General features: G+C 73.5%; 22 protein-coding genes and 1 pseudogene. 10 read left to right on the forward strand and 13 right to left on the reverse strand.

Annotated features, from left to right (window positions below):
- The first annotated feature begins 8 nt into the window (after positions 1–8).
- Positions 9–884, forward strand: coding sequence for a hypothetical protein (locus tag ACIBQZ_RS12400; protein WP_396088660.1), 876 nt, complete (start codon positions 9–11; stop codon positions 882–884).
- 227 nt (positions 885–1,111) lie between these two features.
- On the opposite strand, the gene ACIBQZ_RS12405 is transcribed toward ACIBQZ_RS12400, so the two are convergent.
- The 5 genes from ACIBQZ_RS12405 to ACIBQZ_RS12425 form a co-directional block, all read right to left on the reverse strand.
- Positions 1,112–2,539: a YdiU family protein gene (locus ACIBQZ_RS12405; protein ID WP_396088661.1), complete on the reverse strand. Its 1,428-nt coding sequence runs from the start codon at positions 2,537–2,539 to the stop codon at positions 1,112–1,114.
- A gap of 544 nt (positions 2,540–3,083) precedes the next feature.
- Positions 3,084–3,686, reverse strand: coding sequence for a hypothetical protein (locus tag ACIBQZ_RS12410; protein ID WP_396088662.1), 603 nt, complete (start codon positions 3,684–3,686; stop codon positions 3,084–3,086).
- On the reverse strand, positions 3,683–4,732 hold the full coding sequence (locus ACIBQZ_RS12415; protein ID WP_396088663.1) for a LuxR C-terminal-related transcriptional regulator: 1,050 nt from the start codon (positions 4,730–4,732) through the stop codon (positions 3,683–3,685). Before ACIBQZ_RS12415 ends, ACIBQZ_RS12410 begins: the two co-directional genes overlap by 4 nt.
- A gap of 120 nt (positions 4,733–4,852) precedes the next feature.
- Positions 4,853–5,731, reverse strand: coding sequence for a GNAT family N-acetyltransferase (locus ACIBQZ_RS12420; RefSeq protein ID WP_396088664.1), 879 nt, complete (start codon positions 5,729–5,731; stop codon positions 4,853–4,855).
- A gap of 9 nt (positions 5,732–5,740) precedes the next feature.
- Positions 5,741–5,965, reverse strand: a complete 225-nt coding sequence (locus ACIBQZ_RS12425) for a hypothetical protein (RefSeq protein WP_396088665.1) — start codon at positions 5,963–5,965, stop codon at positions 5,741–5,743.
- Between the two features lie 92 nt (positions 5,966–6,057).
- Here ACIBQZ_RS12425 and ACIBQZ_RS12430 point away from each other — a divergent pair, with 92 nt between their 5' ends.
- The 3 genes from ACIBQZ_RS12430 (at position 6,058) to ACIBQZ_RS12440 (ending at position 11,035) form a co-directional block, all read left to right on the forward strand.
- Complete coding sequence (locus ACIBQZ_RS12430; RefSeq protein WP_396088666.1) at positions 6,058–8,415, forward strand: putative bifunctional diguanylate cyclase/phosphodiesterase; 2,358 nt, start codon at positions 6,058–6,060, stop codon at positions 8,413–8,415.
- Between the two features lie 81 nt (positions 8,416–8,496).
- On the forward strand, positions 8,497–10,260 hold the full coding sequence (locus tag ACIBQZ_RS12435; protein ID WP_396088667.1) for a cellulase family glycosylhydrolase: 1,764 nt from the start codon (positions 8,497–8,499) through the stop codon (positions 10,258–10,260).
- Positions 10,261–10,354: 94 nt separating this feature from the next.
- The gene (locus ACIBQZ_RS12440; protein WP_396088760.1) at positions 10,355–11,035 is read left to right on the forward strand and encodes a hypothetical protein; all 681 of its coding nucleotides are present in this window, start codon (positions 10,355–10,357) and stop codon (positions 11,033–11,035) included.
- Positions 11,036–11,206: 171 nt separating this feature from the next.
- On the opposite strand, the pseudogene ACIBQZ_RS12445 reads toward ACIBQZ_RS12440, so the two are convergent.
- The 5 genes and pseudogenes from ACIBQZ_RS12445 to ACIBQZ_RS12465 all read right to left on the reverse strand — a co-directional run.
- A pseudogene (locus ACIBQZ_RS12445) lies at positions 11,207–11,542 on the reverse strand (DedA family protein); the annotation flags it as partial.
- A 239-nt stretch (positions 11,543–11,781) separates the two neighbouring features.
- Positions 11,782–12,027: a PspC domain-containing protein gene (locus tag ACIBQZ_RS12450; RefSeq protein WP_396088668.1), complete on the reverse strand. Its 246-nt coding sequence runs from the start codon at positions 12,025–12,027 to the stop codon at positions 11,782–11,784.
- 110 nt (positions 12,028–12,137) lie between these two features.
- Positions 12,138–13,637 (reverse strand): FAD-dependent oxidoreductase, encoded by a 1,500-nt coding sequence (locus ACIBQZ_RS12455; RefSeq protein ID WP_396088669.1) that lies wholly within the window; start codon positions 13,635–13,637, stop codon positions 12,138–12,140.
- Between the two features lie 35 nt (positions 13,638–13,672).
- Positions 13,673–14,356, reverse strand: coding sequence for a DivIVA domain-containing protein (locus ACIBQZ_RS12460; RefSeq protein WP_396088670.1), 684 nt, complete (start codon positions 14,354–14,356; stop codon positions 13,673–13,675).
- A gap of 140 nt (positions 14,357–14,496) precedes the next feature.
- The gene (locus ACIBQZ_RS12465) at positions 14,497–15,882 is read right to left on the reverse strand and encodes an AI-2E family transporter (protein ID WP_396088671.1); all 1,386 of its coding nucleotides are present in this window, start codon (positions 15,880–15,882) and stop codon (positions 14,497–14,499) included.
- Between the two features lie 135 nt (positions 15,883–16,017).
- On the opposite strand from ACIBQZ_RS12465, the gene ACIBQZ_RS12470 reads away from it, so the two are divergent.
- A complete protein-coding gene (locus tag ACIBQZ_RS12470) occupies positions 16,018–16,719 on the forward strand; it encodes a ThuA domain-containing protein (protein WP_396088672.1) in 702 nt (233 codons plus the stop codon).
- On the forward strand, positions 16,704–17,798 hold the full coding sequence (locus tag ACIBQZ_RS12475) for a Gfo/Idh/MocA family protein (protein WP_396088673.1): 1,095 nt from the start codon (positions 16,704–16,706) through the stop codon (positions 17,796–17,798). The genes ACIBQZ_RS12470 and ACIBQZ_RS12475 overlap by 16 nt, the downstream gene beginning before the upstream one ends.
- Positions 17,799–17,956: 158 nt before the next feature.
- On the opposite strand, the gene ACIBQZ_RS12480 is transcribed toward ACIBQZ_RS12475, so the two are convergent.
- The 3 genes from ACIBQZ_RS12480 to ACIBQZ_RS12490 are packed head-to-tail and all read right to left on the reverse strand — an operon-like array spanning position 17,957 to position 20,417.
- On the reverse strand, positions 17,957–19,078 hold the full coding sequence (locus ACIBQZ_RS12480) for an amidoligase family protein (protein ID WP_396088674.1): 1,122 nt from the start codon (positions 19,076–19,078) through the stop codon (positions 17,957–17,959).
- Complete coding sequence (locus tag ACIBQZ_RS12485) at positions 19,075–19,902, reverse strand: hypothetical protein (protein ID WP_396088675.1); 828 nt, start codon at positions 19,900–19,902, stop codon at positions 19,075–19,077. The genes ACIBQZ_RS12480 and ACIBQZ_RS12485 overlap by 4 nt, the downstream gene beginning before the upstream one ends.
- Positions 19,899–20,417 (reverse strand): SigE family RNA polymerase sigma factor, encoded by a 519-nt coding sequence (locus ACIBQZ_RS12490; protein ID WP_396088676.1) that lies wholly within the window; start codon positions 20,415–20,417, stop codon positions 19,899–19,901. The genes ACIBQZ_RS12485 and ACIBQZ_RS12490 overlap by 4 nt, the downstream gene beginning before the upstream one ends.
- 213 nt (positions 20,418–20,630) lie before the next feature.
- On the opposite strand from ACIBQZ_RS12490, the gene ACIBQZ_RS12495 reads away from it, so the two are divergent.
- From ACIBQZ_RS12495 to ACIBQZ_RS12510, 4 genes are all read left to right on the forward strand, one after another.
- Positions 20,631–21,236 carry an HAD family acid phosphatase gene (locus ACIBQZ_RS12495; protein WP_396088677.1) on the forward strand — a complete coding sequence of 202 codons (606 nt, stop codon included), beginning with the start codon at positions 20,631–20,633 and terminating at the stop codon, positions 21,234–21,236.
- 76 nt (positions 21,237–21,312) lie between these two features.
- Complete coding sequence (locus tag ACIBQZ_RS12500) at positions 21,313–21,438, forward strand: hypothetical protein (RefSeq protein WP_396088678.1); 126 nt, start codon at positions 21,313–21,315, stop codon at positions 21,436–21,438.
- Between the two features lie 54 nt (positions 21,439–21,492).
- Positions 21,493–22,176 (forward strand): alpha/beta fold hydrolase, encoded by a 684-nt coding sequence (locus ACIBQZ_RS12505; protein WP_396088679.1) that lies wholly within the window; start codon positions 21,493–21,495, stop codon positions 22,174–22,176.
- A 26-nt stretch (positions 22,177–22,202) separates the two neighbouring features.
- The gene (locus ACIBQZ_RS12510; protein WP_396088680.1) at positions 22,203–23,132 is read left to right on the forward strand and encodes a diacylglycerol/lipid kinase family protein; all 930 of its coding nucleotides are present in this window, start codon (positions 22,203–22,205) and stop codon (positions 23,130–23,132) included.
- Positions 23,133–23,136 lie beyond the last annotated feature (4 nt).

A 23,136-nucleotide genomic window follows, 5' to 3' on the forward strand; every position in this document is an offset into this window, starting at 1 on the left:
GAACTGTCGTGAACGAGAACGACCTGCGCGAAGCCATGCGCGCCAGCATGACGATCACCCCACCGCCCCCGATGGAGTCGGCGGTGGCGGTGGCTGCGGGCCGCCGCGCCGTCCGCCGCCGTGCGACCCTGACGGGTGCTGGCGCAGCCGCGGCGGTGCTCGCGGTGACGGCCCTCGCCGTACCGGGTCTGCGCCTCACCTCGGGCGCCGGCGGCGGCGACTCGCCCTGGGCCGGGCAACCGCCGGCGGCCACCGGCTCGGTCCCGGCGCCGCTCGGCACCCCGCCCGCCGACGAGGCCACCAAGCCGGTCTGGCCGCTCGACGGCGACGGCCAGCCCCAGGAGGACGCGACCGCCCGCTCGGGCGAGCGTTACAACCAGGGCAAGGAACTGCTCGCGCAGCTCCTGACGGCGGTGCCCGACGGCTGGACCGCACCGCAGGGCGACGCCGCCCCCGGGCTTAGGCTGCGGGACCACCAGGCCCAGGTCGAGGGCGACAACAGCGGCAGGACCTGGAGCTACCTGGCGTCCGCGGCGGTCGCGAAGGACGGCCGGACCGGCCGCCTGCTGGCGGAAGTCCACACGAAGGACAACGGCCTGCCGACGGACCCGTGCGCGCTGGCCAGGCAGTTCTGGGGAATGGGCGGCACCTGCACGGTGGTGACGGTCGGCAAGAAGAAGGTCGGGGTGACAAAGGCCGCCCCCGGCGACGACCGGCTCGACCAGTGGGCCGCGTACCGCCACTCGGATGGCACGGTGGTGTATGTGGCGCAGAGCAAGTACGCGGCCAACGTCGAGACGGCGCTGAAGCCGCTGAAGGAACTGCCGCTGTCCCGCCAGGAACTCGCCGGCGTGGCAACCGACGACCGCTTCCACCTGAGCTGACAGCAGACGGTCCCGGCCACGGCTCGACCAGGCCCCGGCCTGGCCGGCTCATCCCGGTCTGGCTGGCTCATCCCGGTCTGGCCGGCTCATCCCGGTCTGGCCTGTTCTGGGCCGGCTGGTCGAGGCCCGGACCGGCCGTGGCGCTGCCGGCACTCGTCCGGCACCGTCGCGGGCCCTCTCCCGAACGTGGGGCGTAGGTGGCCCCGATACCGCCGCGGAGCCCGCGCTCAGGTGCCGCAGAACGTGCGGTAGGCACCGAAGTCCGCCGGCGCGGGCGCCGCGTACCGCTCCAGGCCGGACCGCTCGTCGAAGGGCGCGCTCACCGCCTCCACCAGCCGTTCGAACGGCGCGAGGTCGCCGTCGGTGGCCGCGCCGAGTGCCTCCTCAACGAGGTGGTTGCGGGGGATATAAACCGGATTGACCCGGTCCATCGCGTCGGCGTCCGGGCCCAGGGCGCGCCAGCGCGCCACCCAGCCGCCGATCCCGGCCAGGTCCGGCGCGGCCGCACCCCGGGCGACACCGGACAGGGTACGGAAGAACGAGGTGAAGTCGACGTGTCCGTCCCGCAGCACCGCGAGCAGCTCGTCGACCAGCCCGGCGTCGAGGTCGGCGCCGCCGGGCAGCCCGAGCTTGGCCGCCATGCCGGCGGAGAAAGCGGCGTTGTACTGCGGACGGAACCGGCCGAGCGCCTCCACGGCAACGGCCACCGCCCGCTCCTGATCGTCGTGCAGCAACGGAAGAAGCGCCTCGGCGAGCCGGGCCAGATTCCACTCGGCGATCGCCGGCTGGTTACCGAACGCGTACCGGCCGCCATGGTCGATGGAGCTGTAGACCGCGGCGGGGTCGAAGGCGTCCAGAAACGCGCACGGCCCGTAGTCGATGGTCTCGCCGGAGATGGTCATGTTGTCGGTGTTCATGACCCCGTGCACAAACCCGACAAGCATCCACCGCGCGACGAGCGAAGCCTGCGCGGAGACCACGGCGTCGAACAGCCCGAGGTACCCGTCCACGCCGGGATGATGCCGGGCGATCGCATGGTCGGCGAGGCGGCGCACCAGCCCGAGATCACCGGTCGCCCGGGCGTACTGGAAACTCCCGACCCGCAGATGACCGGCGGCAACCCGGGCCAGCACGGCACCGGGCAAGGCGGTCTCCCGCCGGACGGTGCGCCCGGTGGCCACCACAGCCAGGGACCGGGTGGTGGGAACGCCGAGGGCGTGCATGGCCCGGCTGACGACATACTCGCGCAGCATCGGCCCGACCACGGCAAACCCGTCGCCACCGCGCGCAAAAGGCGTCCGCCCGGACCCCTTGAGATGCAGATCCCACAACCGCCCATCGCCATCGACCAGCTCACCGAGCAGAAGCGCCCGCCCATCCCCGAGCCGCGGCGAATACCCACCGAACTGATGCCCGGCATACGCCTGCGCAACGGGGGTGGCACCGGCGGGCACAGCGGCGCCGACCAGCAACCGCACCCCGTCGGGCCCACGCAGCCGGTCAGGATCAAGCCCGAGCTCAACGGCGAGCGACTCATCAAGCGCAAGCAGGCGAGGCTCGGGAGCATCCGCGGCCTGCCAGGCAACCGCCATCTCCGGAAGCTCGCGGGCAAAACGACTGTCCAGCGCAACGGCCGAAGGCAGGGCGATACTCACCCACCGAGCCTACGCGGCCACCAGAACCAACGAACCCGGCGCGGAACGTCATCGACCCTGCGCCACCCACAACACCTGACGCCTACCCACGACACCGGCACACCGCACCGGCCGGCGGGTTGCACCGGCCGGCAGGCCCCACCGGGTGGGCGGGTTGCACCGGCCGGCAGGCCCCACCGGGTGGCGGGTTGCACCGGCCGGCACACCCCACCGGGTGGCGGGTCGTACCAGAAGGCACGCCGCACCGGCTGCCGGGCCGGTCGTTGGGCGCTTCCGCCGACCGGTGCGACGGGCACGGCTGGGCCCGTCGCCGGCAGTCCGCGCCCGAGAGTGCCCGCCGCGCCGGAGGGACGTTGCCTGATCGGAGCACCGGCGGTGGCGTGCGTTGGAGGGAGCATGACGACCTCGATCCCACCACGCCGCCTGCCCTGCGGCTGCATTTTGATCTCGACTACGTCATGCGGTGGGTTGAGCTCGGGCCCGCGCGGGACGGCCCACGCTGATCCTTGTGACTGCGGCTGGGGGCGATGCGGCTCCGCCGCCTTCACCCGAGGCCGACGCAGGTGGCGCAGAAGCCTGTTCCCGGTTCGGGGGACAGCGCGTCGTCCTGGTAGAGCACCGGCTTGCTCACCAGCGGGTCGTCTGTGGACAGTGGCCGGGCCGTGACCTCATGCTGGGCGTCCACGTCGATCGCCAGGCACGCGATCCGGGCCGTGGTGCTGCGCAGCAGGCAGACCCCGGTGCTGCCCACCGCCGGCGGAGTGACGAAGCCCGCGCGGATCGCGGTGGGGCCCGTAACCGCGTACGGGCGCAAGCGGGAGCTGAAGGCGAACGCCGTGTCACGGTCGGGGCGGAACGCCACGACGGTGAACGAGAACTTGTCGGCCCGGATGCCGCAGTTCGTCACCGTTCCTTCGATGATCACGTTGTGGTCGGCGTCGATCTCCAGGGGGCCGAAGCCGCCGGTGGCGCAGGAGGCCGGGTTCCAGTTCCGGTACGGCGCGCCCGATGCCGACGTGGCGGATGCCGAGCCGATCGGGCTCGGCGCGGGTCCGGCCTGGGTCGGGGTTCCCGCCGACGTGACCAGCAGGGTGGTGCCGGCGGCGAGCACGGCGAGGGCGGAGCTGGATCGGCGGTGGCGGATCATCGGTCTCCTCGGCTTGTCTGCTCGGCCTGCTCCGGCGGGTCGGACCCGGCCGGCAGGGGCGCGGCGCCGGCGGCGCCGAGCAGCAGCGCGAGCTGGAAGCGGTTCTCCACGCCGAGGCGGTCCATCAGCGCCCGCATCGTGTACGCGACCGTGCGCACGCTGAGGTTGAGCTGTGCCGCGGCGGTCACGTCGGTGTGGCCGGCGGCCAGCAGGGCCACCAGGGTTCTCTCCCGTGGCGTGAGGTTGATCGGACGCACCCCCTGGCGGAACGGATCGTGGCCGCGGGCCCACAGCCGCTGGAACAAGCCGCACAGTGCCCGCACGGCCGGCGGGTGGGCGACCTCCACGAAGCCGGCGTCGAAGTTCAGCGGGTCGGCCGGGAAGAGCGCGATCCGGCGGTCGAAGAGCATCAGTTTCAGGGGCAGCTCCGTCGACTGCCGGAACCGGCCCTCGGCCTCGGAGCCGGCCGCGGGGGCCGGTACGCCGCGGTCGTGGTCGCTCGGCGGCCGGCTCAGCACCCGTACCCGGATGCCGCGGTCGAGCAGGCTGCGGTCCAGCGGCAGGGCCGCCGCCCAGGACTCCGAGCTGAACACCTCCTCGGTGTTGACCGCGAGGTGCTCGTGCTGTTCCGCCGCGACCAGATGCGCGATCCGGCGCCGGGTCACCGCCCGGCTCGGCCAGTGCCGTACGGCGTCGCGGTCCACAGTGGGCAGGTCCAGTCCGTCGAGGGCGTGCAGGTGGCGCAGCAACCGCTCGTGGTCCGACGGCAGCGCCGGCGGCCGGCGCAACCGGGTCAGCAGCTCCGGTGGGGCGGCGGACGACCAGATCCGGGCGCTGCCCGACCCGGTCGGGCCGGGTTCGGCGCCGCCGAGCGGGGCCAGCTCGTCCAGCGCGGCGGCGACCCGGCTGCCGGGCAGGCCCAGCTCCCGGCTCAGCGCCCGTTCGCTGCGTGGTCCGAGCTGGACCAGCGCCCGGTAGACCAGGTCGGCGTCCGCCGAGACCCCCCACCGGGTCAGCTGCGGAATCACTCCCGTGGATGTCGGCATGCCTTGTCCCCCGTGGATGTCGACGGCCGTGTGCACCTTCGTCCCACCCAGCAGACCATCCGACGGCCGACGGTGGAAGGGCGTCCGGCGCGGGCGTTGCAGGATCGTGCAACCGGTCGGCTACCTCCGCTTCTCGAAGGCGAGCTGGTTGTAGGGCGACCGGTCGTACGGCTTGATCTCGCGGTAGCCGGCCGAGCGGTACAGCGCGATCGCCTCGCGCAGCACGCCGTGTGTGCCCAGCCGCACTGTCGTCATCCCGTGCGCGGCCGCCGCCGACTCCAGGCTCTCCAGCAGCCGGCGGCCCAGCCCCAGGCCGCGGGCCTCCCCGGCCACCCACAGGTGCCGGATCTCCGCGACTTCCGGGCCGAGCCGCCGCCACGCCCCGCACCCCACCGGCCGGTCCTCCTCGTACGCCACCAGCAGCGCGCCCTCGTCCCCGGTCAGCTCCGCGGGCGGGGTCAGCGCCGCGTCGTCGTACCCCTGGGGGAAACGTGCGGCCAGTTCCGTCGCGTACGCGTGCAGGCAGCGCCGCCCGTCCACCGAGCCGGCGTCGTCCGCCCGTACCGTGATGGCGGCGAGCCGGAGCAGGTGCCGGACCCGGTCCTGGGCGGCGAGGAGTTCCTCGCGTTGCCCGGCCGTCAGGGGCGCCAGCAGCTCGCCGATGCCCGCGCGGGAACGGGCGTCGAGCTCCGCGCGTTCCCGGCGCCCGGCGTCGGTCAGCTCGGCGACGCGGACCCGCCGGTCCGCCGGGTGGGTGACGGTGCGGACCAGGTGCTGCTGTTCCAGGGCGCGCAGCAGCCGGCTCAGGTAGCCGGAGTCCAGGCCGAGCCGGGCCCGCAGCTCGCGCACGTCGGCCCGGTCGCCGATCTCGAAGAGCAGCCGGGCCTCGGCCAGCGGGCGGCCCTGGCCGAGGTAGCGGTCGGTCAGGATGCCCAGGCGGCGGGTGTAGTAGCGGTTGAAGGACCGGACCGATTCGACCTGCTCGATGGCGGCGTCCATCGGCCGATGCTACCGCTTTGGCTGACCTGAGTCAGAGATCTCCACTGCGGCCTGCTCCTGGCGGCGGATCTCCTGGTTGATCTCGTACGTGTGCGGCCGGTAGACGAGGTCCACCGGGCCCATGACCTCCAGGCCCACCCCGCGGCGCCGGGTCCGCGCCGCCAGCCGGGCGAGCGCGCCGAGGATCGTGGCCAAGGTGGCGATGAAGATCAGCCACGGCACCAGCTGTCCCATGGCGGCCAGCCTATGCCGGGGTGCTGCCCCGGTGGGAGTGATCACCCGGCGGTTCTCCTCGGTTCCCGCCGGGCGTGTCCGAAGAGACGACCATGGGTTTGTTGCGGCCGGCACCGAGGCGCTCGTCCGTTCCGGCGGGCAGCCCGTTCAGTGCGCTGCGCCGCGACCCGGCGCTGCTGACGCTGGCCGCGTTCACCCTGCTGGGCTGTGTGCTGTTCTTCGTCTTCGCCGGTGACTCGCGGCGGCAGGTGCAGATCTACTGGGCCGGGCAGGTGCCGCTCGACGCGGCCCTGGCGGTCGGCGGCTGGCGGCTGCGGCAGCTGGCGCAGGCCCGGTTCAGCCGGTTCTGGTCGATGATCGCCTTCGCCGGCGCCTCGTTCACGCTCGGCGACACCTGGCAGTTCCTGGCATTGACCTGGGGCGGTGGCACGCCGTCGATGACCGGCGGCAGCGTGCAGACGGCGTTCTTCGCCGTCGGCATGAGCAGCAACGTCATCGCCTGCCTGATCTTCCCGCAGGGCCTGCGGACCGCCCGGGAACGGTTCATCTTCTGGCTGGACGCCGCCACCGTGCTGGTCGGCGGCAGCGTGATGGCCTGGTGCTTCGCGGTCAACCCGCTCGGCGGTGCGCCCACCGACCGGGTCACGGCCAGCATCACCGCGGCGCTCGTGCTGGTCGCGGCGTTCGCCGCCACCAAGGTCGCGCTCATCAAGGCGCCGCCGATGGCCCGGATCGCGGCGTGGCCGATGGTCGGCGCGGCGATGCTCCAGGGCGTCAGCGCGTTCCTGCCGGGGCCGTTCCAGGAGCAGGACCACGCGTACGTGTTCGCGATCCGGCTGCTGCCGTCGCTGCTGATCGCGGTCGGCCCCCGGATCCAGGAGCTGGTGGTCCGGATCGACGGCAGCCACGGCGCCGCCAAGAAACGGCCGTACAGCCTGTTGCCGTACGGGATGATCGCCGTCACCCTCGCGGTCTTCTTCGCGATGCTGCCGGACGGGGTCTCCTCGCAGTTGTGGGGTGCGACCGCCGGCGTCGTCGTGATCACCTGCCTGGTGGCCGGCCGGCAGCTGGTGGCGTTCCAGGACAACATGGTGCTCATCCGGCGCCTCGACGTGGTGCTCGACGAGCTGCGCGACCGCGAGGTGCTGCTCCGCGAGCAGGCTTCCTTCGACGGGCTGACCAAGCTGGCCAACCGCACGCACTTCAGCGAGGAGGCGGGCCGGGCGCTCGCCGCCGTGCGCGCGCCGGGCGAGCTGGCCGTGCTGCTCATCGACCTCGACGACTTCAAGACGATCAACGACACCATGGGTCACGCGGCCGGCGACACGCTGCTGGTCAGCGTCGCCGAACGGCTGCTGCGGGCGGTGCGGCCCGGTGACATCGTCTCGCGGCTCGGCGGCGACGAGTTCGCGGTGCAGCTGCACGTCGACCCCGTGGCCACCGCCGAACGGACCGCCGAGCACATCCTGCGCCTGCTGGCCGTGCCGATGGAGATCCAGCACCACACCGTCGCCACCCGGGCCAGCATCGGGATCGCCGGCGCGGTGCCGGGCGACGAGCCCTCGGTCCTGCTCAGCAACGCCGACATCGCCATGTACGAGGCCAAGCGCCGCGGCAAGAGCACCTGGGTGGTCTACACCGAGGCGATGGGCGCGCGGATCGGTTCCGAGGCCGAGCTGATCCACCAGATGTCGCAGGCGCTGGACGCCGGCGAGTTCCGGCTCGTGTACCAGCCCATCGTGCGCCTGGACGACCTGGCGCTGACCGGCGTGGAGGCGCTGATCCGGTGGCACCACCCGACCCGTGGCCTGGTCTCGCCGGTGGAGTTCATCCCGCTCGCCGAGCGCACCGGGCAGATCGTGCCGATCGGCGCCTGGGCCATGCGCGAGGCCTGCCGGCAGGCCGCCGAGTGGCGCAGCGAGCACCCGGGTGCCGAGCAGATGACCATCGGCGTCAACGTCGCTGGCCGGCAGCTGCGGACCGCGGGCTTCGTCGACGAGGTGGCCGCCGTGCTGGTGGCGACGGGGCTGCCCGCCGCCTGCCTGAGCGTCGAGGTCACCGAGACCGCGGTCCTGGACGACGAGGTGTCCAACGAGGCCATGCTGGCGCTGCGCGGGCTCGGCGTGAAGCTGGCCCTGGACGACTTCGGCACCGCGGCGTCCTCGCTCGGGCTGCTGCTGACCTGCCCGGTCACCACCCTCAAGCTGGACCGCTCGTTCGTGGAGTCGATCGTCACGGTGGGCCGCCAGGCCGCGGTGGCGACGGCCGTGAGCCAGATAGCCAACGCGCTGGAGTTCGCCTCGGTGGCCGAGGGGATCGAGACCGAGGAGCAGCGCGACCTGCTGCGGAGCCTGGGCTACCAGTACGGCCAGGGCTACCTGTTCTCCCGCCCGGTCGCCGCCGCCGAGATGAGCCGGCTCTGGGCCGGCCGGCCCCGTGTGCTGATCTAGCTCCATCGATTGACATAGTTGAGATTCCCGACTTAGTCTTCGCTGGCCAACCGCCTGGGGTTGCCCGGATCGAGGAGCATCATGATCGGCTTGCAGAGGTCCCTGCTCCGGAGCCGGTGGCGCGCCGGGCTGCTTGCCGGCGCTGTCGCCGCCCTGATCGCGGGGGCCGGGATGGCGACGGCGACCAACGCCGGCGCGGCTGCCGGCCCCGGCCCGTCGCCGAGTTCCGCACCCGCGATGCCGCGGCCGGCCGGCTCCGCGATGGCCGCGGTCGCCGCGATGCAACCCGGCTGGAACCTCGGCAACTCGCTGGACGCCACCGGCGCCGACGAGACCTCGTGGGGCAACCCGCGGGTCACCGAGGCGCTGCTGGAGGGGATCAAGGCGCAGGGCTTCAAGAGCATCCGCATCCCGGTGACCTGGAGCGCGCACCAGGGCAGCGCCCCGGACCACACCATCGAGGCGGCGTACCTGAACCGGGTCAAGGAAGTGGTGGACTGGGCGCTGGCCGACGGCTTCTACGTCATGGTCAACCTCCACCACGACTCCTGGCAGTGGATCAACACCATGCCGGCCGACCGGACGACCGTGCTGAACCGCTACCGGGCCACCTGGACCCAGCTGGCCGCGACGTTCCGCGACTCGCCGAAGAAGCTGGTGCTGGAGAGCGTCAACGAGCCGCAGTTCACCGGCGGCTCCGGCGACGCCCAGAACGCGACGCTGCTCAACGAGCTGAACACCGCGTTCCACGGCATCGTGCGCGGCTCCGGCGGCGGCAACGCGACCCGGCTGCTGGTGCTGCCGACCCTGCACACCTCGGCCGACCAGGCCCGGCTGGACGAGCTGTCCGCGACCTTCACCGCGCTGAACGACCCCCACCTGATCGCCACGGTCCACTACTACGGCTACTGGCCGTTCAGCGTGAACATCGCCGGCGGCTACCGCTTCGACGCCACGGCGCAGAAAGACCTGACCGACATGTTCGACCGGATCTCCGCCACCTTCGTGGCCCGCGGCATCCCGGTGATCATCGGCGAGTACGGCCTGCTCGGCTTCGACCGGCACACCGGCACCGTCGAGCAGGGTGAGAAGCTCAAGTTCTTCGAGCTCTTCGGCTACCACGCGCGGACGCGGAAGGTCACCACGATGCTGTGGGACAACGGTCAGCACTTCGGCCGTACCTCGCTGCGGTGGTCGGACCCGGAGCTGATCGCGCAGATCAGGTCGAGCTGGACCACCCGTTCCGGCACCGCCGCCGGCGACCTGGTCTTCTCCGCCAAGGCGTCGGCCGTCACCAGCAAGACGATCACGCTCAACCTCAACAACACCACCTTCGCCGGGCTGCGCCGGGGCGGCACCGCGCTGGTCCGCGGCGCCGACTACACCATCTCCGGCGACCAGCTCACGCTCACGGCCGCGCTGCTCACCCGGCTGTCCGGGGCGCGGGCGTACGGCGTCAACGCGACCCTGCACGTGCGGTTCTCCGCCGGCGTGCCGTGGCGGCTCAACCTGATCACCTACGACACCCCGGTGCTGCGGGAAACGACCGGCACGACCAGCGCGTTCAGCATCCCGGCCACGTTCCGCGGCGACCAGCTCGCCACCATGGAGGCCACCTACGCCGACGGCGGCAACGCCGGCCCGCAGAACTGGACGTCCTACAAGGAGTTCGACTACACCTTCGCCCCCGACTACACCGCCGGCGTCATCACGCTGAAGCCGGAGTTCTTCGCCGACGTCACCGACGGCGCCCGGGTCACCCTCAAGTTCCACTTCTGGAGCGGCGCCGTGGTGACCTACTCCGTCACCAGGTCGGGCACGGCGGTCACCGGCTCGGTGAGCTGACCGTACGCCGGCGGAACCGGACCGGGGACGACGCGAGCGGCGAATTGCGTTCGCACGGGCGTCGTCCCCGGTCCCTCTCTGTCCACAGGGGTCATTGCGCGCCGTCACCGCCCGCGAGGGCCAGGACCTGGCGCTGACCCTGCGCGACCCGGCCGCCGTCCGGGCCGCCGACGCGCTGCTCGACCTCGGGATCAAGCTGCGCCGCACGGAGGCGGGCACGGTCGTGGTCCCGGCGGAGGCGCGCCGCGAGGCCGAGACCCTGGCCAAGAGCCTCGGGGTGCGGTTCACCGCCGCGTCCCGCGGCTCCGCCGGCACCCCGTTCGGCCGGCCGGTCGACGAGCTGCTGGCCCGCGTCGGCGTGGTGACCCGGGGCGCGACCGGCGCGGCCTTCAACGCGGCGGCGGGCCTGCTGCCGGCGACGGCGGTGACCGGCCGCGGTGACGCCAACGGTGTCGTCGTGGTGCGCACCACCGGTGCGGTGCCCGGCGCCGACGCGCTGCCGCACACTGTCGTCCACTCCCCGCTGTGGTTCACCGGCTCCGGCTTCACGGTCGAGCAGCGCTACGCCGCCGGCCCGCTGATCGCCGGTGACTGGCTGCCCACCGCGCCGGGCGCCGGCGGGCCGGAGCAGGCGGCCGGGCAGGCCTCGGCGGTCTCCGGCCGGACGGCCCGCGGCGGCAAGGCGGTTCTCTTCGGCACCGAGCCCCTCTTCCGCGCCTACCCCAAGGTCCTGTACGCCGAGTTCGCCCGCGCCCGCTACTGGTCCGCCGGGTAGCGCGGAGCGCCGGAACAGCCGGGCGGCGAAGGGCACGACGCCCAGGCAGGTCGCGCCGACGGCGGTGAGCACCACGCCGATCCCGCCGGTGGAGTCGGCGCTCGCCGTCGCCGCGCCGACCCCGGCGAAGGTGCCGACCCACAGCAGCGTGCCCAGCGCCGACCAGCCCAGGAAGCGGCCGAACGGCATCCGCGCGACGCCGGCCACGATCGGCACGACCGCGTGGATGACCGCGACGAAGCGCACCGCCACCAGCGCCGGGGCGCCGCGCTCGCGCAGGTAGTCCTCGGCGCGGTCGAAGCGCTGCGCGCCGATCCGGCGGCCCAGCCGGGTGTGGCGCAGCCGGGCGCCGAAGACCCGGCCGACCGCGTACCCGCAGACCTGGCCGGTCAGCGCGCCCGCCGTGCCCGCCGCCACCGCCAGGGCGAAGCCGCCCGGGCCGTGCAGCGAAGCGGCCAGCATGACCACCGACTCGCCCGGGATCAGCAGGCCCAGCAGGAACGTCATCTCGACGGCCGCGGACAGGAACGTGAAGAGCAGGACCGACCACTCGTCGAGGGTGGTCAACCGGTCGACGAGCAGGGTCGCGGCGTGGAGCAGGTCTGCGAGCACCCGTTCAGCCTGGTCGATCGGGCCCCGGCGGGATATCGGTTTATCCCCCGAGAAACCCCTGATCCCGGCTCGGGGGTACGGACACGGAAGGGCCCGGCCGCGCACGGCCGGGCCCTTCGGTACGGGTGGTGCGGTCAGGCCGCCGGCGGGAAGGTCGAGGCGTAGGAGCGCTCCTCGGCCGGCATCAGCAGCCAGAGCACCGGGTAGACGAGGATCTGGCTGCCCGGGATGACGAACAGGATCAGCACGAACAGCAGCCGCGTGATCCACGGGTCCAGCCCGAACCGCCGGGCGAGCCCCGCGCACACACCGGCGAGCATCCGGCCCTCGCGCGGACGGACGAGCCCCTGGCGCGCCATGGAGTCGTGGACGGTGTTCATGATGTCTCGCTTTCCTTGCCGTGGCGTCGTACCTGACCCTCCAAGAGTCGCGCCCGGCGGGCCCTGGCCGCATCGGGGAACGACCCCGGTCGGCCCCTGAGCCGTGACCCTCAGCGGGCCAGCAGGCCGCGTGGCGCCACCGACCAGACCTGGTGCGGGCCGGCGCCGTGCCGCTCCAGGATCGCGTTGACCGCGAGGATCGCCGAGCCCGCCGCGCGCTCCATCAGCGCCGACGGGAACGGCACCCGGACCCAGTCGCCGGCCAGGTACAGCCCGTCGGCGTCGGTCACCACCTGCGGGCGGGCGGCGTCGCTGCCGACGGAGAACGCCGGCGCGTCATGGCCCACCCGCTCCTCGACGTGCAGGATCGTCATGCCGACCGTCTCGGGCCAGAGGCTGCCGAGCTCGGTCCACATCCGTTTGGTCAGCTCCGCGGCCTCCAGCCCGGTGGGAGCGGCGTAGGCGTGCAGCTCGATCACCGACCCGCCGCCCCGGCGCGCCCACTGCCCGGCGGCCCGCTCGATCCGGTGGTACAGCGTGACCGAGTCCAGCGTCGCCTCCCGCGAGACGCTGCTGAAGACCGCCCGCTCTGCTCGGCAGTCCCGGTCGGTCCAGAGCCGGCTGACCGCGTACGGCGCGGTGGTCTCGACCGCGGCCAGCTGGGCGGCCAGCACCGGCGCGTGCTCCGCCAGGCCGGGCGAGGCGGCCGCGATGGCGCGGGCGGCGGCGGGGTCGGCGGCCAGCACGACGTGGTCCGCGGTGAGCTCGGCGCCGTCCCGCAGCGTCACGGTCCAGCCCGGCGTCACGCTCGCCACGGTGACCCCGGTGCGGATCCGGCCGCCGAGCGCCTCGAACTGCCGGGCCAGCGGCGCCCAGATCGCCGTCTCGTAGTCCTCGCCGGTCGCGTCGAAGTCCAGGCCCTCGGGGTTGCGCAGGAAGTAGAAATGGAACTGCATCAGCATCTCGGCCGCCGACATGTCCTCCTGGTGGTTGAAGAACGAGTGGGCGAAGACGTCGAACAGCATCGCCCGGGCCCGGGCCGGCATCCCGAGCGCGTCGAGGAAGTCCTTGGCCGACACGCCGTCGAAGCGGCGGTAGGTCTCCTCGCGGTCGTAGCTGAGCAGCGGCAGGGCGGCGGTGCCGTCGAGCCCGCGCAGCTCGCGCAGCCGCATGCTGGGGGAGCGGGCCAGCAGCGCCAACAGGTTGGCCGGCGGCGTCCGCGGCAGCCCGGCGAAGCTCTCCTCGGGCCATTGCTGCGAAATGATCGGATAGTGCCCGGCCGGCCGCAGGAACGCCAGCCGGGGGTCGATCCGCCGGAGCACGTTGCGCCAGTTGTAGTACTGCCGGAAGAAGCCGTGGAAGCCGTGCTCGACCATGTGCCGCGAGCCGTCCGGCAGCGTACGCGGCCAGGCGGCCAGCCGGCCACCGAGCTGGGCCTCGCGCTCCAGCAGCGTCACGGACACGCCCCGCTCGGCCAGCAGCAGGGCCGCGGTCACCCCGGCGATCCCGCCGCCGACGACCACCGCGGTCACCGGCCCGCCGACGGTCCGGGGCAGGTCGGGCCGGGACCGGACCACCAGGTGCGCGCGCTCGCCGCTACGTCGGATCACGGTGTGACCCTACGTGCACCACGGCCGGGCACGGGTCAGCTGGCGCTCGGCGAGCTGTTCAGCTCCTGGAGCTGCTGGCTGATGTGGCTGTCCAGCGCCGCCTGGTAACTCTGCGCGAGCTGACCCAGCCGCTCGATCTCGTCCAGCAGGGCGGCCCGCTTGGCGCCGAGGCTGTTCATCGCCTCGGTGTGGTTGCGCCGCGCGTCACCCTCGATCGTGCCGGCCTTGAGCTGGGCCTCGCTGGTGATCTGCTCCGACTTGCTGCGGGCGTTGGAGATCAGCACGTCCGACTCCTGGCGGGCGTCGCGCAGGTGGTCGTCGGCGGTGCGCTGGGCCATCATCAGCACCCGGGCGTTGCGGTCGTCGCTCTCCGGCGACTGCGCCGGCGCGGCCGGTGCGGCGTTGCGGGCCTGCTCGAGCTGGGCCTGCAGGCTGCGGGCGTTCTGCTCGGCCCGGGCCCGGGCCTCCTGCATGCGCTCCAGCTGCGCGGTGAGGTCGGAGAACTCGGAGCTGAGCACCATGGTCGACGCCGCCGGGCCGGGACCGCCGGGGCCGCGCTGGACCTGGCCGTGCAGGGCGCCGTTCTCCTCCAGCAGGCGGATCAGCTCCTGCTCGACCTCGTCCAGGAAGGCGTCGACCTCCTCCTCGTCGTAGCCGCGCTTGCCGATCGGCGGCTTCTTGAAGGCCATGTTGTGGATGTCAGCGGGCGTTAACGGCATCGTGCTCCTTGGATCATGGCGGGCTCAGGTTCTGCGCATCGATCCTACGCAGGATGCCACGCGGACCCACGGGGGTGTGATCAGCCGGACGTCCCGGGCGGACCGGCGGGTACGCCGGTCCGCCCGGTCGCGGCACGGGCTCAGGGGATCCGGGCGGGGGCCGCCGGCTGCTCGTCCGACACGGACGTGTCCGCCGGCGGGGGATCGGCCGGGTCGGCGCGGCGGTCGGCCTCCTGCTCCCGGTCCTCCGCCTCGGCGACCTCGTCGTCGGTGGACTCGGTGCCGGGCGACTCGCGGTCCGCGGTCGGCTCCCCGCTCGGGTGCCGGACCAGGTAGCGGATGGCGGTGTTCAGCACCGCCAGCAGCGGCACGGCGATCAGGCCGCCGACGATGCCGGCGACCACGATGCCGGTCGCGATGGCCAGGATCACCGCGAGCGGGTGCAGGGCCACCGCCCGTCCCATGATCAGCGGCTGCAGCACGTGGCCCTCGAGCTGCTGGACGGCGATGACCACGGCCAGCACGATCAGCGCGGTGACCGGCCCGTTGGCGACCAGCGCGACCAGGATCGCGACGACGCCGGTCACGGTGGCGCCGACCACCGGGATGAACGCGCCGAGGAAGACCAGCGCGGCCAGCGGCAGCGCCAGCGGCACCTGGAGCACGACCAGCCCGATGCCGATGCCGGCGGCGTCCACGAAGGCCACCAGGACGGTGGCGTGCACGTACGACACCAGGGTGTGCCAGGAGTAGTGCCCGGCCCGGGCGGTCGGGACGCGGGCCTCGCGGGGCAGCAGCCGGCACAGGAAGGTCCAGATCTGGCCGCCGTCGCGCAGCAGGAAGAAGAGCGTGAACAGCACCAGGAAGAACCCGGTCACCACCTCACCCAGCGTGGTGGCGGTGCTCAGCGCGCCCGAGGTCACCGCGCCCTGGTTCTCGGTGACCGCCGTCTGTATCCGGTCGACGTACTGGCTGAGCTGGGCGTCGGTCAGGTGCAGCGGGCCCCGGGACAGCCAGGTCTGCACCTCGTTGATGCCGTCGCTGACCTGTGCGGACAGGCTGTCGATCTGGGAGATGAAGGTCCGCACGATCAGGCCCAGGCCGCCGAAGACCAGCAGCAGCGCGGCGACCAGCACCAGGCCGGCGGCGAGCGACTTCTTCATGCCCCGCCGGGTCAGCGCGGCGCTGGCCGGCTGGAACAGCGCGGCCAGCAGGATCGCGATCACCACCGGGATGATCACCACCCGGAGCAGCCCGACGACCCGCAGGAACAGGTACGCGGCCGCGACGAACAGGATGAACCGCCAGGCCCAGGCGCCGGCCGTGCGCACCGACCGGGGCAGCACGTCGTCGGTGCTCGGCCGCTGCTGCTGCACCACCATCACCGGCGTGGCGTCCTGCAGTTCGGCGTCGCCGGTGAACGGCGGCGGCGCGTTCCGGCTCGCCGCCGCGGCGAGCCGGTCCCTCGCCCGGGACCGGAGCGTCTGTGCCCAGGTACCTCTCCCGGTGGTGGGCGTACCTGTCATCGAATCCTCCAGTGGTGCCGATCAACTCCGGCCGCACCGGCCGGGCATCTCCTAACTGCCCGGTCCGGTGCGGGTTCACGCGCACTATCGTGCAGACAGGGCCGGACGACGGCGGTACGGCACGAGAGGGGATCGATGACCATCGAGCGCAGGGCACTCGTCGTCCGGGGCGGCTGGGCCGGGCACGAGCCGGTCAAGGCCACCGAGCTGTTCATCCCGTACCTGCGGGAGCGGGGTTTCGCGGTGCAGGTGGCCGACTCGCCGGCGCCGTACGCCGACGCCGGGCTGATGGCGCGCACGGACCTGGTGGTGCAGTGCGTGACGATGGCCACCATCGCACCCGAGGAGGTCGCCGGGCTGGTCGCCGCCGTGGCCGCGGGCACCGGCCTGGCCGGGTGGCACGGCGGCATCGCCGACTCCTACCGCGCCAGCGCCGACTACCTCCAGCTGGTCGGCGGCCAGTTCGCCGCGCACGCCGCCCGGTGCGGGCCGGCCGAGCGCACCGGCGACCAGTCCGACAACTACGTCCGGCACCGGATCACCCTGACCCCGGCGGCGGCCGGCCACCCGGTGACGGCGGGCCTCGCGGACTTCGACCTCGACACCGAGCAGTACTGGGTGCTGACCGACGACCTCAACGACGTGCTGGCGACCACCACCACCGCGGTGCGGCCGTGGGCGCCCTGGCAGCGGCCGGTCACCGCCCCGGCGGTCTGGACCCGGCAGTGGGGGCGCGGCCGGGTTTTCGTCGCCACGCCCGGGCACACCGTCGAGGTGCTGGAGGAGCCGACCGTGCGGACCATCGTCGAGAGGGGACTGCTGTGGGCGAGCCGCTGAGGGTCGGCATCGTGGGCGCGGGCCGGATCAGCGGCCAGTACAGCGCCACCCTGGCCCGGCTGGCGCCGGTCGAGGTCACCGCGGTGGCGGATCTGGACCCGGACCGGGCCGCGCGGCTGGCCGGGCAGCACCCCGGGGCCCGGGTGGCCGGCCTGCCCGAGCTGTACGCCGCCCCGGACGTCGACGTGGTGCTGAACCTGACCACCCCGAACCAGCACGCGGCGGTGGCGCTCGCGGCGATCGCCGCCGGCAAGCACGTGTACGGCGAGAAGCCGCTCGCGGCCCACGGCGCCGACGCGCTGGCCGTGGTGGAGGCCGCCGAGTCCGCCGGGGTGCGGGTGGCGTGTGCCCCCGACACGGTCCTGGGCACCGGCGTGCAGACTGCGCGGGCGGCCGTCGACGCCGGCGAGATCGGGGTCGTGCACGCGGCCACGGCGTTCATGACCGGGCCCGGCCACGAGCGCTGGCACCCCGACCCGGAGTTCTACTACCAGCAGGGCGGCGGCCCGCTGCTGGACATGGGCCCGTACTACCTGACCGCGCTGGTGCAGCTGCTCGGCCCGGTGCTCCGGGTGTCCGGGATGTCGGCACGGCCCCGCACCGAGCGCACCATCGCCGACGGCCCCCGCGCCGGTACGGCCTTCCCGGTCGACATCGACACCCACGTCACCGGCCTCCTGGAGCACGACAGCGGCGCCCTGACCACGCTGCTCATGAGCTTCGACATCTGGGCCACCCACCTGCCGTTCCTGGAGCTGTACGGCTCCGCGGGCTCGCTGTCGCTGCCGGACCCCAACTACTTCGACGGCGACGTCCGGCGCTTCACCGCGGGCCGCGACGCCTGGACCGTGCTCCCGCCGCGCGCCGGGTACGCGGGCGCCGGCCGCGGCGTGGGCCTGCTCGACCTGGCCGAGGCCCTGGCCGAGGACCGCCCGCACCGCGCCGCCGCGGACGTGGCCCTGCACGTGCTGGACGTGATGGAGGCGCTGCTGGCGAGCACCCGCGGCGGCGCCTCGGTCCCGGTGCGGAGCACCTGCGAGCGGCCTGACGGTATCCCAGGAGTGATCTTGCTGGAGTGACCGGAACCACCCACCGGGCCCCGCGCCGGCCATCCTGCTGGCGGCGACCGCCGCCGGGGTCCGCGGTGCCGGGCCGGCGCCGTACCCGCTGGCCGAGGGTGCGCAGGATCAGCTGGTCGCGCCGGCGGTCGAGGCGGCGGCCGACACCGGCCGTACGGTCACGACCGGCGTGGCGGCGTGGTCGGCGGGGTGAGCCCCCGGGCGTCCTCGCGGGCGTCCTCGCGGGCGGCGAGCGTGCGGGCGGCCAGGTGCAGCAGCTGCTCGATCGCGGCATCCGGGTCGGCCGGGGGAGCGGGCACCGGTTCCGGGTCCACGCAGCGGTCCAGCAGCAGCTCGACCAGCCCGGCCCGGTTCAGGATGTCGTCCGCGGTCAGCGCCCCGGGCAGGATCCGGATCTCGATGGTGTCCCGGATCGGCGTGTCGGTGAGCAGCTGGGTCAGGTTGACGTCGAAGAACTTGGTCAGCCCGCCCTCGGCCGCCGCCTTGCGCAGGTCGTCGGTCGACGGCAGGCCCGCCACCGCGTCGACCAGCGGGCCCGGCAGCGGGGCCAGCCGGCGACAGGCCGGGTTGGTCTGCAGCAGCAGCCGCAGCGGCTCCCGCCAGTGCGCGAACAGCCGGACCACGTTCGCCAGGGCGTGTGGCTCGCGGAACGGCGCGCCGTCGATGTGCAGGTGCACGGCGGCCTCGCGGGGGATGGTGAAGCCCAGCTCGCGGGCCGGCCCGAGCAGCTCCTCCAGCGCGGCGCCGTGCCCGGTGCTGAGCGGGGGCGTGACGATCTCGCAGGCGCGTTCGCGCTCGCCACCCTGCGGTGCGGCCAGCGCGATCGTCGCGCCGGAGGCGTCGTCGAGGCGGTACACGTCGTCGTGCCGGTGGACCTTGCTGCCCCAGAGCTGGGCCGTCGCGTCCAGCGCGGCCGGCAGCGTGCCGCCGGGGTCGCTGTGCGCCGCCAGCAGGCTGAGCAGGCGCTGATCGTCGCTGAGGATGCGGAACCAGCCCGGTGGCGCGGGGGTGCGCGGGTCCAGGCCGGCCGTCAGGGTCACGTCGTCGACCAGCGAGCACAGCGGTGTGCCGTCGGCCCGGCGCACCGCAAAACCTTGGGTCAGGTGCAGGAACCGGCCCAGGCCCGGGACCAGGGACGGTTCGCTGTCGTGGTGCCACACCGGGTGGACCCGGCCGCCGCAGCGGTCGGCCAGGTTCCGCGCGAGGCTCCGCCGGCTGTGGCCCGGCGGGGCCATCAGCTCGATCTCGAACCCCGTGCGCCGGTGCAGCTCGGCGGTCACGGCTTGATCGGCAGGGTGTCGCCGGCCAGGAGGCGCTTGCCACCCTCGACCTTGGCGGCGTACGGGTCGGCGAGCTTCCACAGTTTGGCGAGCTTGACCGCGTCGTCGTAGTCGTACCCGGCGGAGAAGAACTTGTTCACCCGGGCCGTCTCCTTGGCCTCGGCCACGGCGCTCGGCTTGACCGGCAGCTTCTTGTCGGCCAGCAGCCGCTTGCCACCCTCGACCTTGGCGGCGTACGGGTCGGCGAGCTTCCAGATCTTGGCCAGTTTCACCGCGTCGTCATAGTTGAACCCGGCGGCGAAGTAGGCGTCCAGCCGCTTCTGCTCGGTCGGGCTGATCTGCTCTCCGCCCGTCCCCGGGTCGTTCGGCGTGGGCTTGATCGGGAGCGTCTCGCCGGCCAGCAGGCGACGGCCGGCCTCCGCCTTGATCGCGCCGGGATCCTCCTTCGACCGCCACAGGGCGGCCAGCTTGATCGCGTCGTCGAAGTCGTAGCCGGCGGCGAAGTAGGCGTCGTACTGCTTCTGCAGTTCCTCCTCCGGCGACGCGGCGGAGGGTGCGGCGGACGGGGTCATGTTCGGCATGGTGGCCGCCCCGGCGCCGACCGTCTGCTGCTTGTCCTGGCCCGGCAGCAGCCCGGGCAGGGTGATCGCCGCGCCGGCGATCAGGGTGACGCCCAGCACGGCGCCGCCGGCCTGCACTCCCCAGCGGCGGCGCTGGTACGAGCGGGACAGCTCCTGCACCCGGCTGTAGACCGCAGCCGCGTCGGGTGCCAGGTGTTCGTGGGTCTCAAAGGCATTACGGAGCTGGTCTCCGTGCTCGTTCACGACTTCTCCTCGGCGTGGATCCTGTTCTGTCGCTCCGACGAGAGCCGGAGCGTTTTCAGCGCCCTCGAAGCGTGGCTGCGCACCGTCGCCGGTGAGCAGCCGATCAGATCGGCGATGGCGTCGTCGTCGAGCTGCTCGTAGTAGCGCAGCACGAGCACCGCCCGCTGCTTGCGCCCGAGCGTGGCCAGCCGGTTCCACAGTTCGTCGGCCTCGACGACGTCGTGGGCGTGGTCGCGTACCCCGCCCCGGGCGTCGTCGATGTCGACCAGCCGTTCGCCGACCGCGTGGATGTTGCGCGCCGCCCAGCTGCGCCGCCACGACAGGTACTCGTTGAGCACCATCCGCCGGACGTAGGCCTCCGGGGAGTCGGCCCCGTTGATCCGCCGCCATCGGACCTGCGCCCTGGCCAGCACCTCCTGGACGACATCCTGCGCCAGATCACGGTCGCCGGTGAGGACGACCGCGTAGCGCAGCAGACTGGGAAGCCGGGCCACCGCGAACTGCTCGAAGGTCACACCCTCTATGACGGGTGCCGGGTCCCCGGTTGTGCACTCATGATCCGATTTTTTTCGCACGGTCCGCACTCCCGCGATCAGTGAAGAGGACGTCACTCAAAGTAACGATGATCCTCGTGTCGCCGACTCTAGAGGTGGTCCGCACGTGGCGCTCCGTCCATCGATCCGTGTAAATTGATTCACATTTCCCGGTTCGGTGAGAGGACGGCAGGGATGCGACCTGTGCTGCGGCGGGGTCTGGTGCTGGCGGCGGTTGCCGCGGCGCTGGTGGTTCCCGGCACTGCCCTGACCGCGACGAGTGCGGCCGCCGCCCCGCGGGCGGATGCGGCCGTCGCGCAGGCGCTGCCCCCGTACGAGACGTGGCTGGCGGACGTCGCCGCGGTCACCGACGGGGCGTCGGCGTACCTGGCGGAGCGGCTGCCCGGCGCCGTCGGCCGGCCCGCGATCGTGCTGGACATCGACAACACCGCGCTGCAGAGCCGGTACCGGCCCTACCTCGCCACGCCGCCGGTGCTGGCGCTGGCCCGGCAGGCGCGGGCGGGCGGCGCCGCGGTCTTCTTCGTGACCGCCCGGCCGGAGCTGATCGAGGCTGCCACCGAGCTCAACCTCCAGGCGGTCGGCTACCGCTGGACCGGCCTCTACACCCGGCCGACGTTCAACTTCGACGACAACCAGACGCTGAAGACCGCGGCCCGCGCCGACATCGAGCGGCGCGGCTACACGATCGTGGCGAACGTCGGGAACAGCGCCTCCGACCTCGGCGGCGGCCACGCCGAGCGTACGTTCAAGCTGCCCGACTACGACGGGCAGCTGGACTGAGCCGCCGGCCCGGCTGCAACCGTCCTGCTGCCGTCCGGGTCCCGGGCGGCGGCCCGTCGGCCAGCAGACTGGGCGCATGGTCGTCATCAGCCGATGGAGCATCACCGACAAGCCGCCGGGTCGCCTCGCCGCCGCCCGTGAGCTCGTCGCGGTCTGGGCCGTGCACCTGCACCGGTCCTACCGGCTGATCCGCGGCGCCTGACCGGGGCGGGCCGCGGGCGCGGGAATCGTCGTACCCCCGTGCCATGCTCGGCGGATGACAACCCCTGACCGGACCTACCTGCTGGTTCCCGGAGCCGGTGGCAGCGCCTGGTACTGGCACCGCCTGGTGCCCGAGCTGCGCCGGCGCGGCCACGAGGCGATCGCCGTCGAGCTGCCCGCCGCCGACGACAGGGCCGGGCTCCGGGAGTATGCGGACACGATCGTCGCCGCCGCCGGTGACCACGAGCGGCTGGTGCTGGTGGCGCAGTCGATGGGCGGGCTCAGCGCCCCGCTGGCCTGCGACCGGCTGGAGGTGACCGAGCTGATCCTGGTCAACGCGATGATCCCGGCGCCCGGCGAGACCGGCGGCGACTGGTGGACCGTCACCGGCCAGGAGCAGGCCCGCCGCGCGCTCGACGAGCGGGAGGGCCGCGCGCCGGACGCGCCGTTCGATCCGCGCGTGATGTTCTTCCACGACGTGCCGGCGGAGGTCACCGAGGCGGCGATGGCCGTCGAGACGCCGCAGTCGGGCACCCCGTTCGGTGAGCCGTGGCCGCTGGACGCCTGGCCCGCCGTGCCGACCCGGGTGCTGAGCGGCGAGCAGGACCGGCTGTTCCCGGCCGCGTTCCAGGCCCGGATCGCCCGCCAGCGGCTCGGGATCACCGCGGAGCCGGTGCCGGGCGGGCACCTCGTGGCGCTCAGCCGGCCGGCCGAACTGGCCGCCCGGCTCACCGGTTGAGGCGGCCGGTGCGGGAAACTGGCCCGATGCGGACCAAGCAGGAGCTGACCGAGGCCGTCAAGCGGGACCGCCGGGCGGTGCTCGTCGTCAACGCGCACTCCCGGCAGGGCATGCGGCTGTACGACGCCGCCCGCGCCAAGCTCACCGCGGCCGGGTTCGAGCTGCTGGAGGCGCACCCGGTCGACCGGCCCCGGGAGCTGGAGGCGATCCTGGCCGCGGCCCTCGACCGGGGCCCGGACCTGCTGGTGGCCGGCGGCGGCGACGGCACGATCAGCACCGCCGCCCGGCTGCTGGCCCACCGCGACATCGCCCTGGGCCTGCTGCCGCTGGGCACCACCAACAATTTCGCCCGCACCGTGGGCATCCCGCTGACCCTGGACGAGGCCGTGGCCACGCTGGCCGACGGCAAGGTGGTCGACGTCGACCTGGGGCTGGCCGGCGCGACCGCGTTCACCAACCACGTCGGCGTGGGCCTGTCCGCCGACCTCATGCTGGCGGCGCCGCGGCTGCTGAAGAAGGTGATCGGGCGGACCGCATACCCGGTCACCGCGCTGGCGTTGCTGGCCCGGCACCGGCCGCTGCGCGTCGTGGTGCGCGCCGACGGGCGCGCGCACACGTTCGTGACCCACCAGCTCTACGTCGCCAACGGCGGGTTCCACGCGGGCCGGCCGATCACCGCCGACGCGCACGCCGACGACCGGCTGCTGGTGGCGTACCCGGTGGGTGGCAGCGGGCGGTGGGGGCTGCTGCGGGAGACGGCGCGCAACGCGGCGACCGGGCACCGGCGCACGCTCGGCGAGGAGCCGTTCCTGGCCGTCGGCGAGCTGTGGCTGGAGACCGACCGCCCGGCGCGGGTCGAGGTCGACGGCGAGCCGTCCGGGCGCACCCCGCTGCGCATCGGCCTGGCCGCCAACGCGCTGCGCGTGATGGCGCCGGCGCACACCCGGGACCTCTGAGCGG

The organism is Actinoplanes sp. NPDC049599 (genome assembly GCF_044465625.1).
Classification (GTDB): Bacteria; Actinomycetota; Actinomycetes; order Mycobacteriales; family Micromonosporaceae; genus Actinoplanes.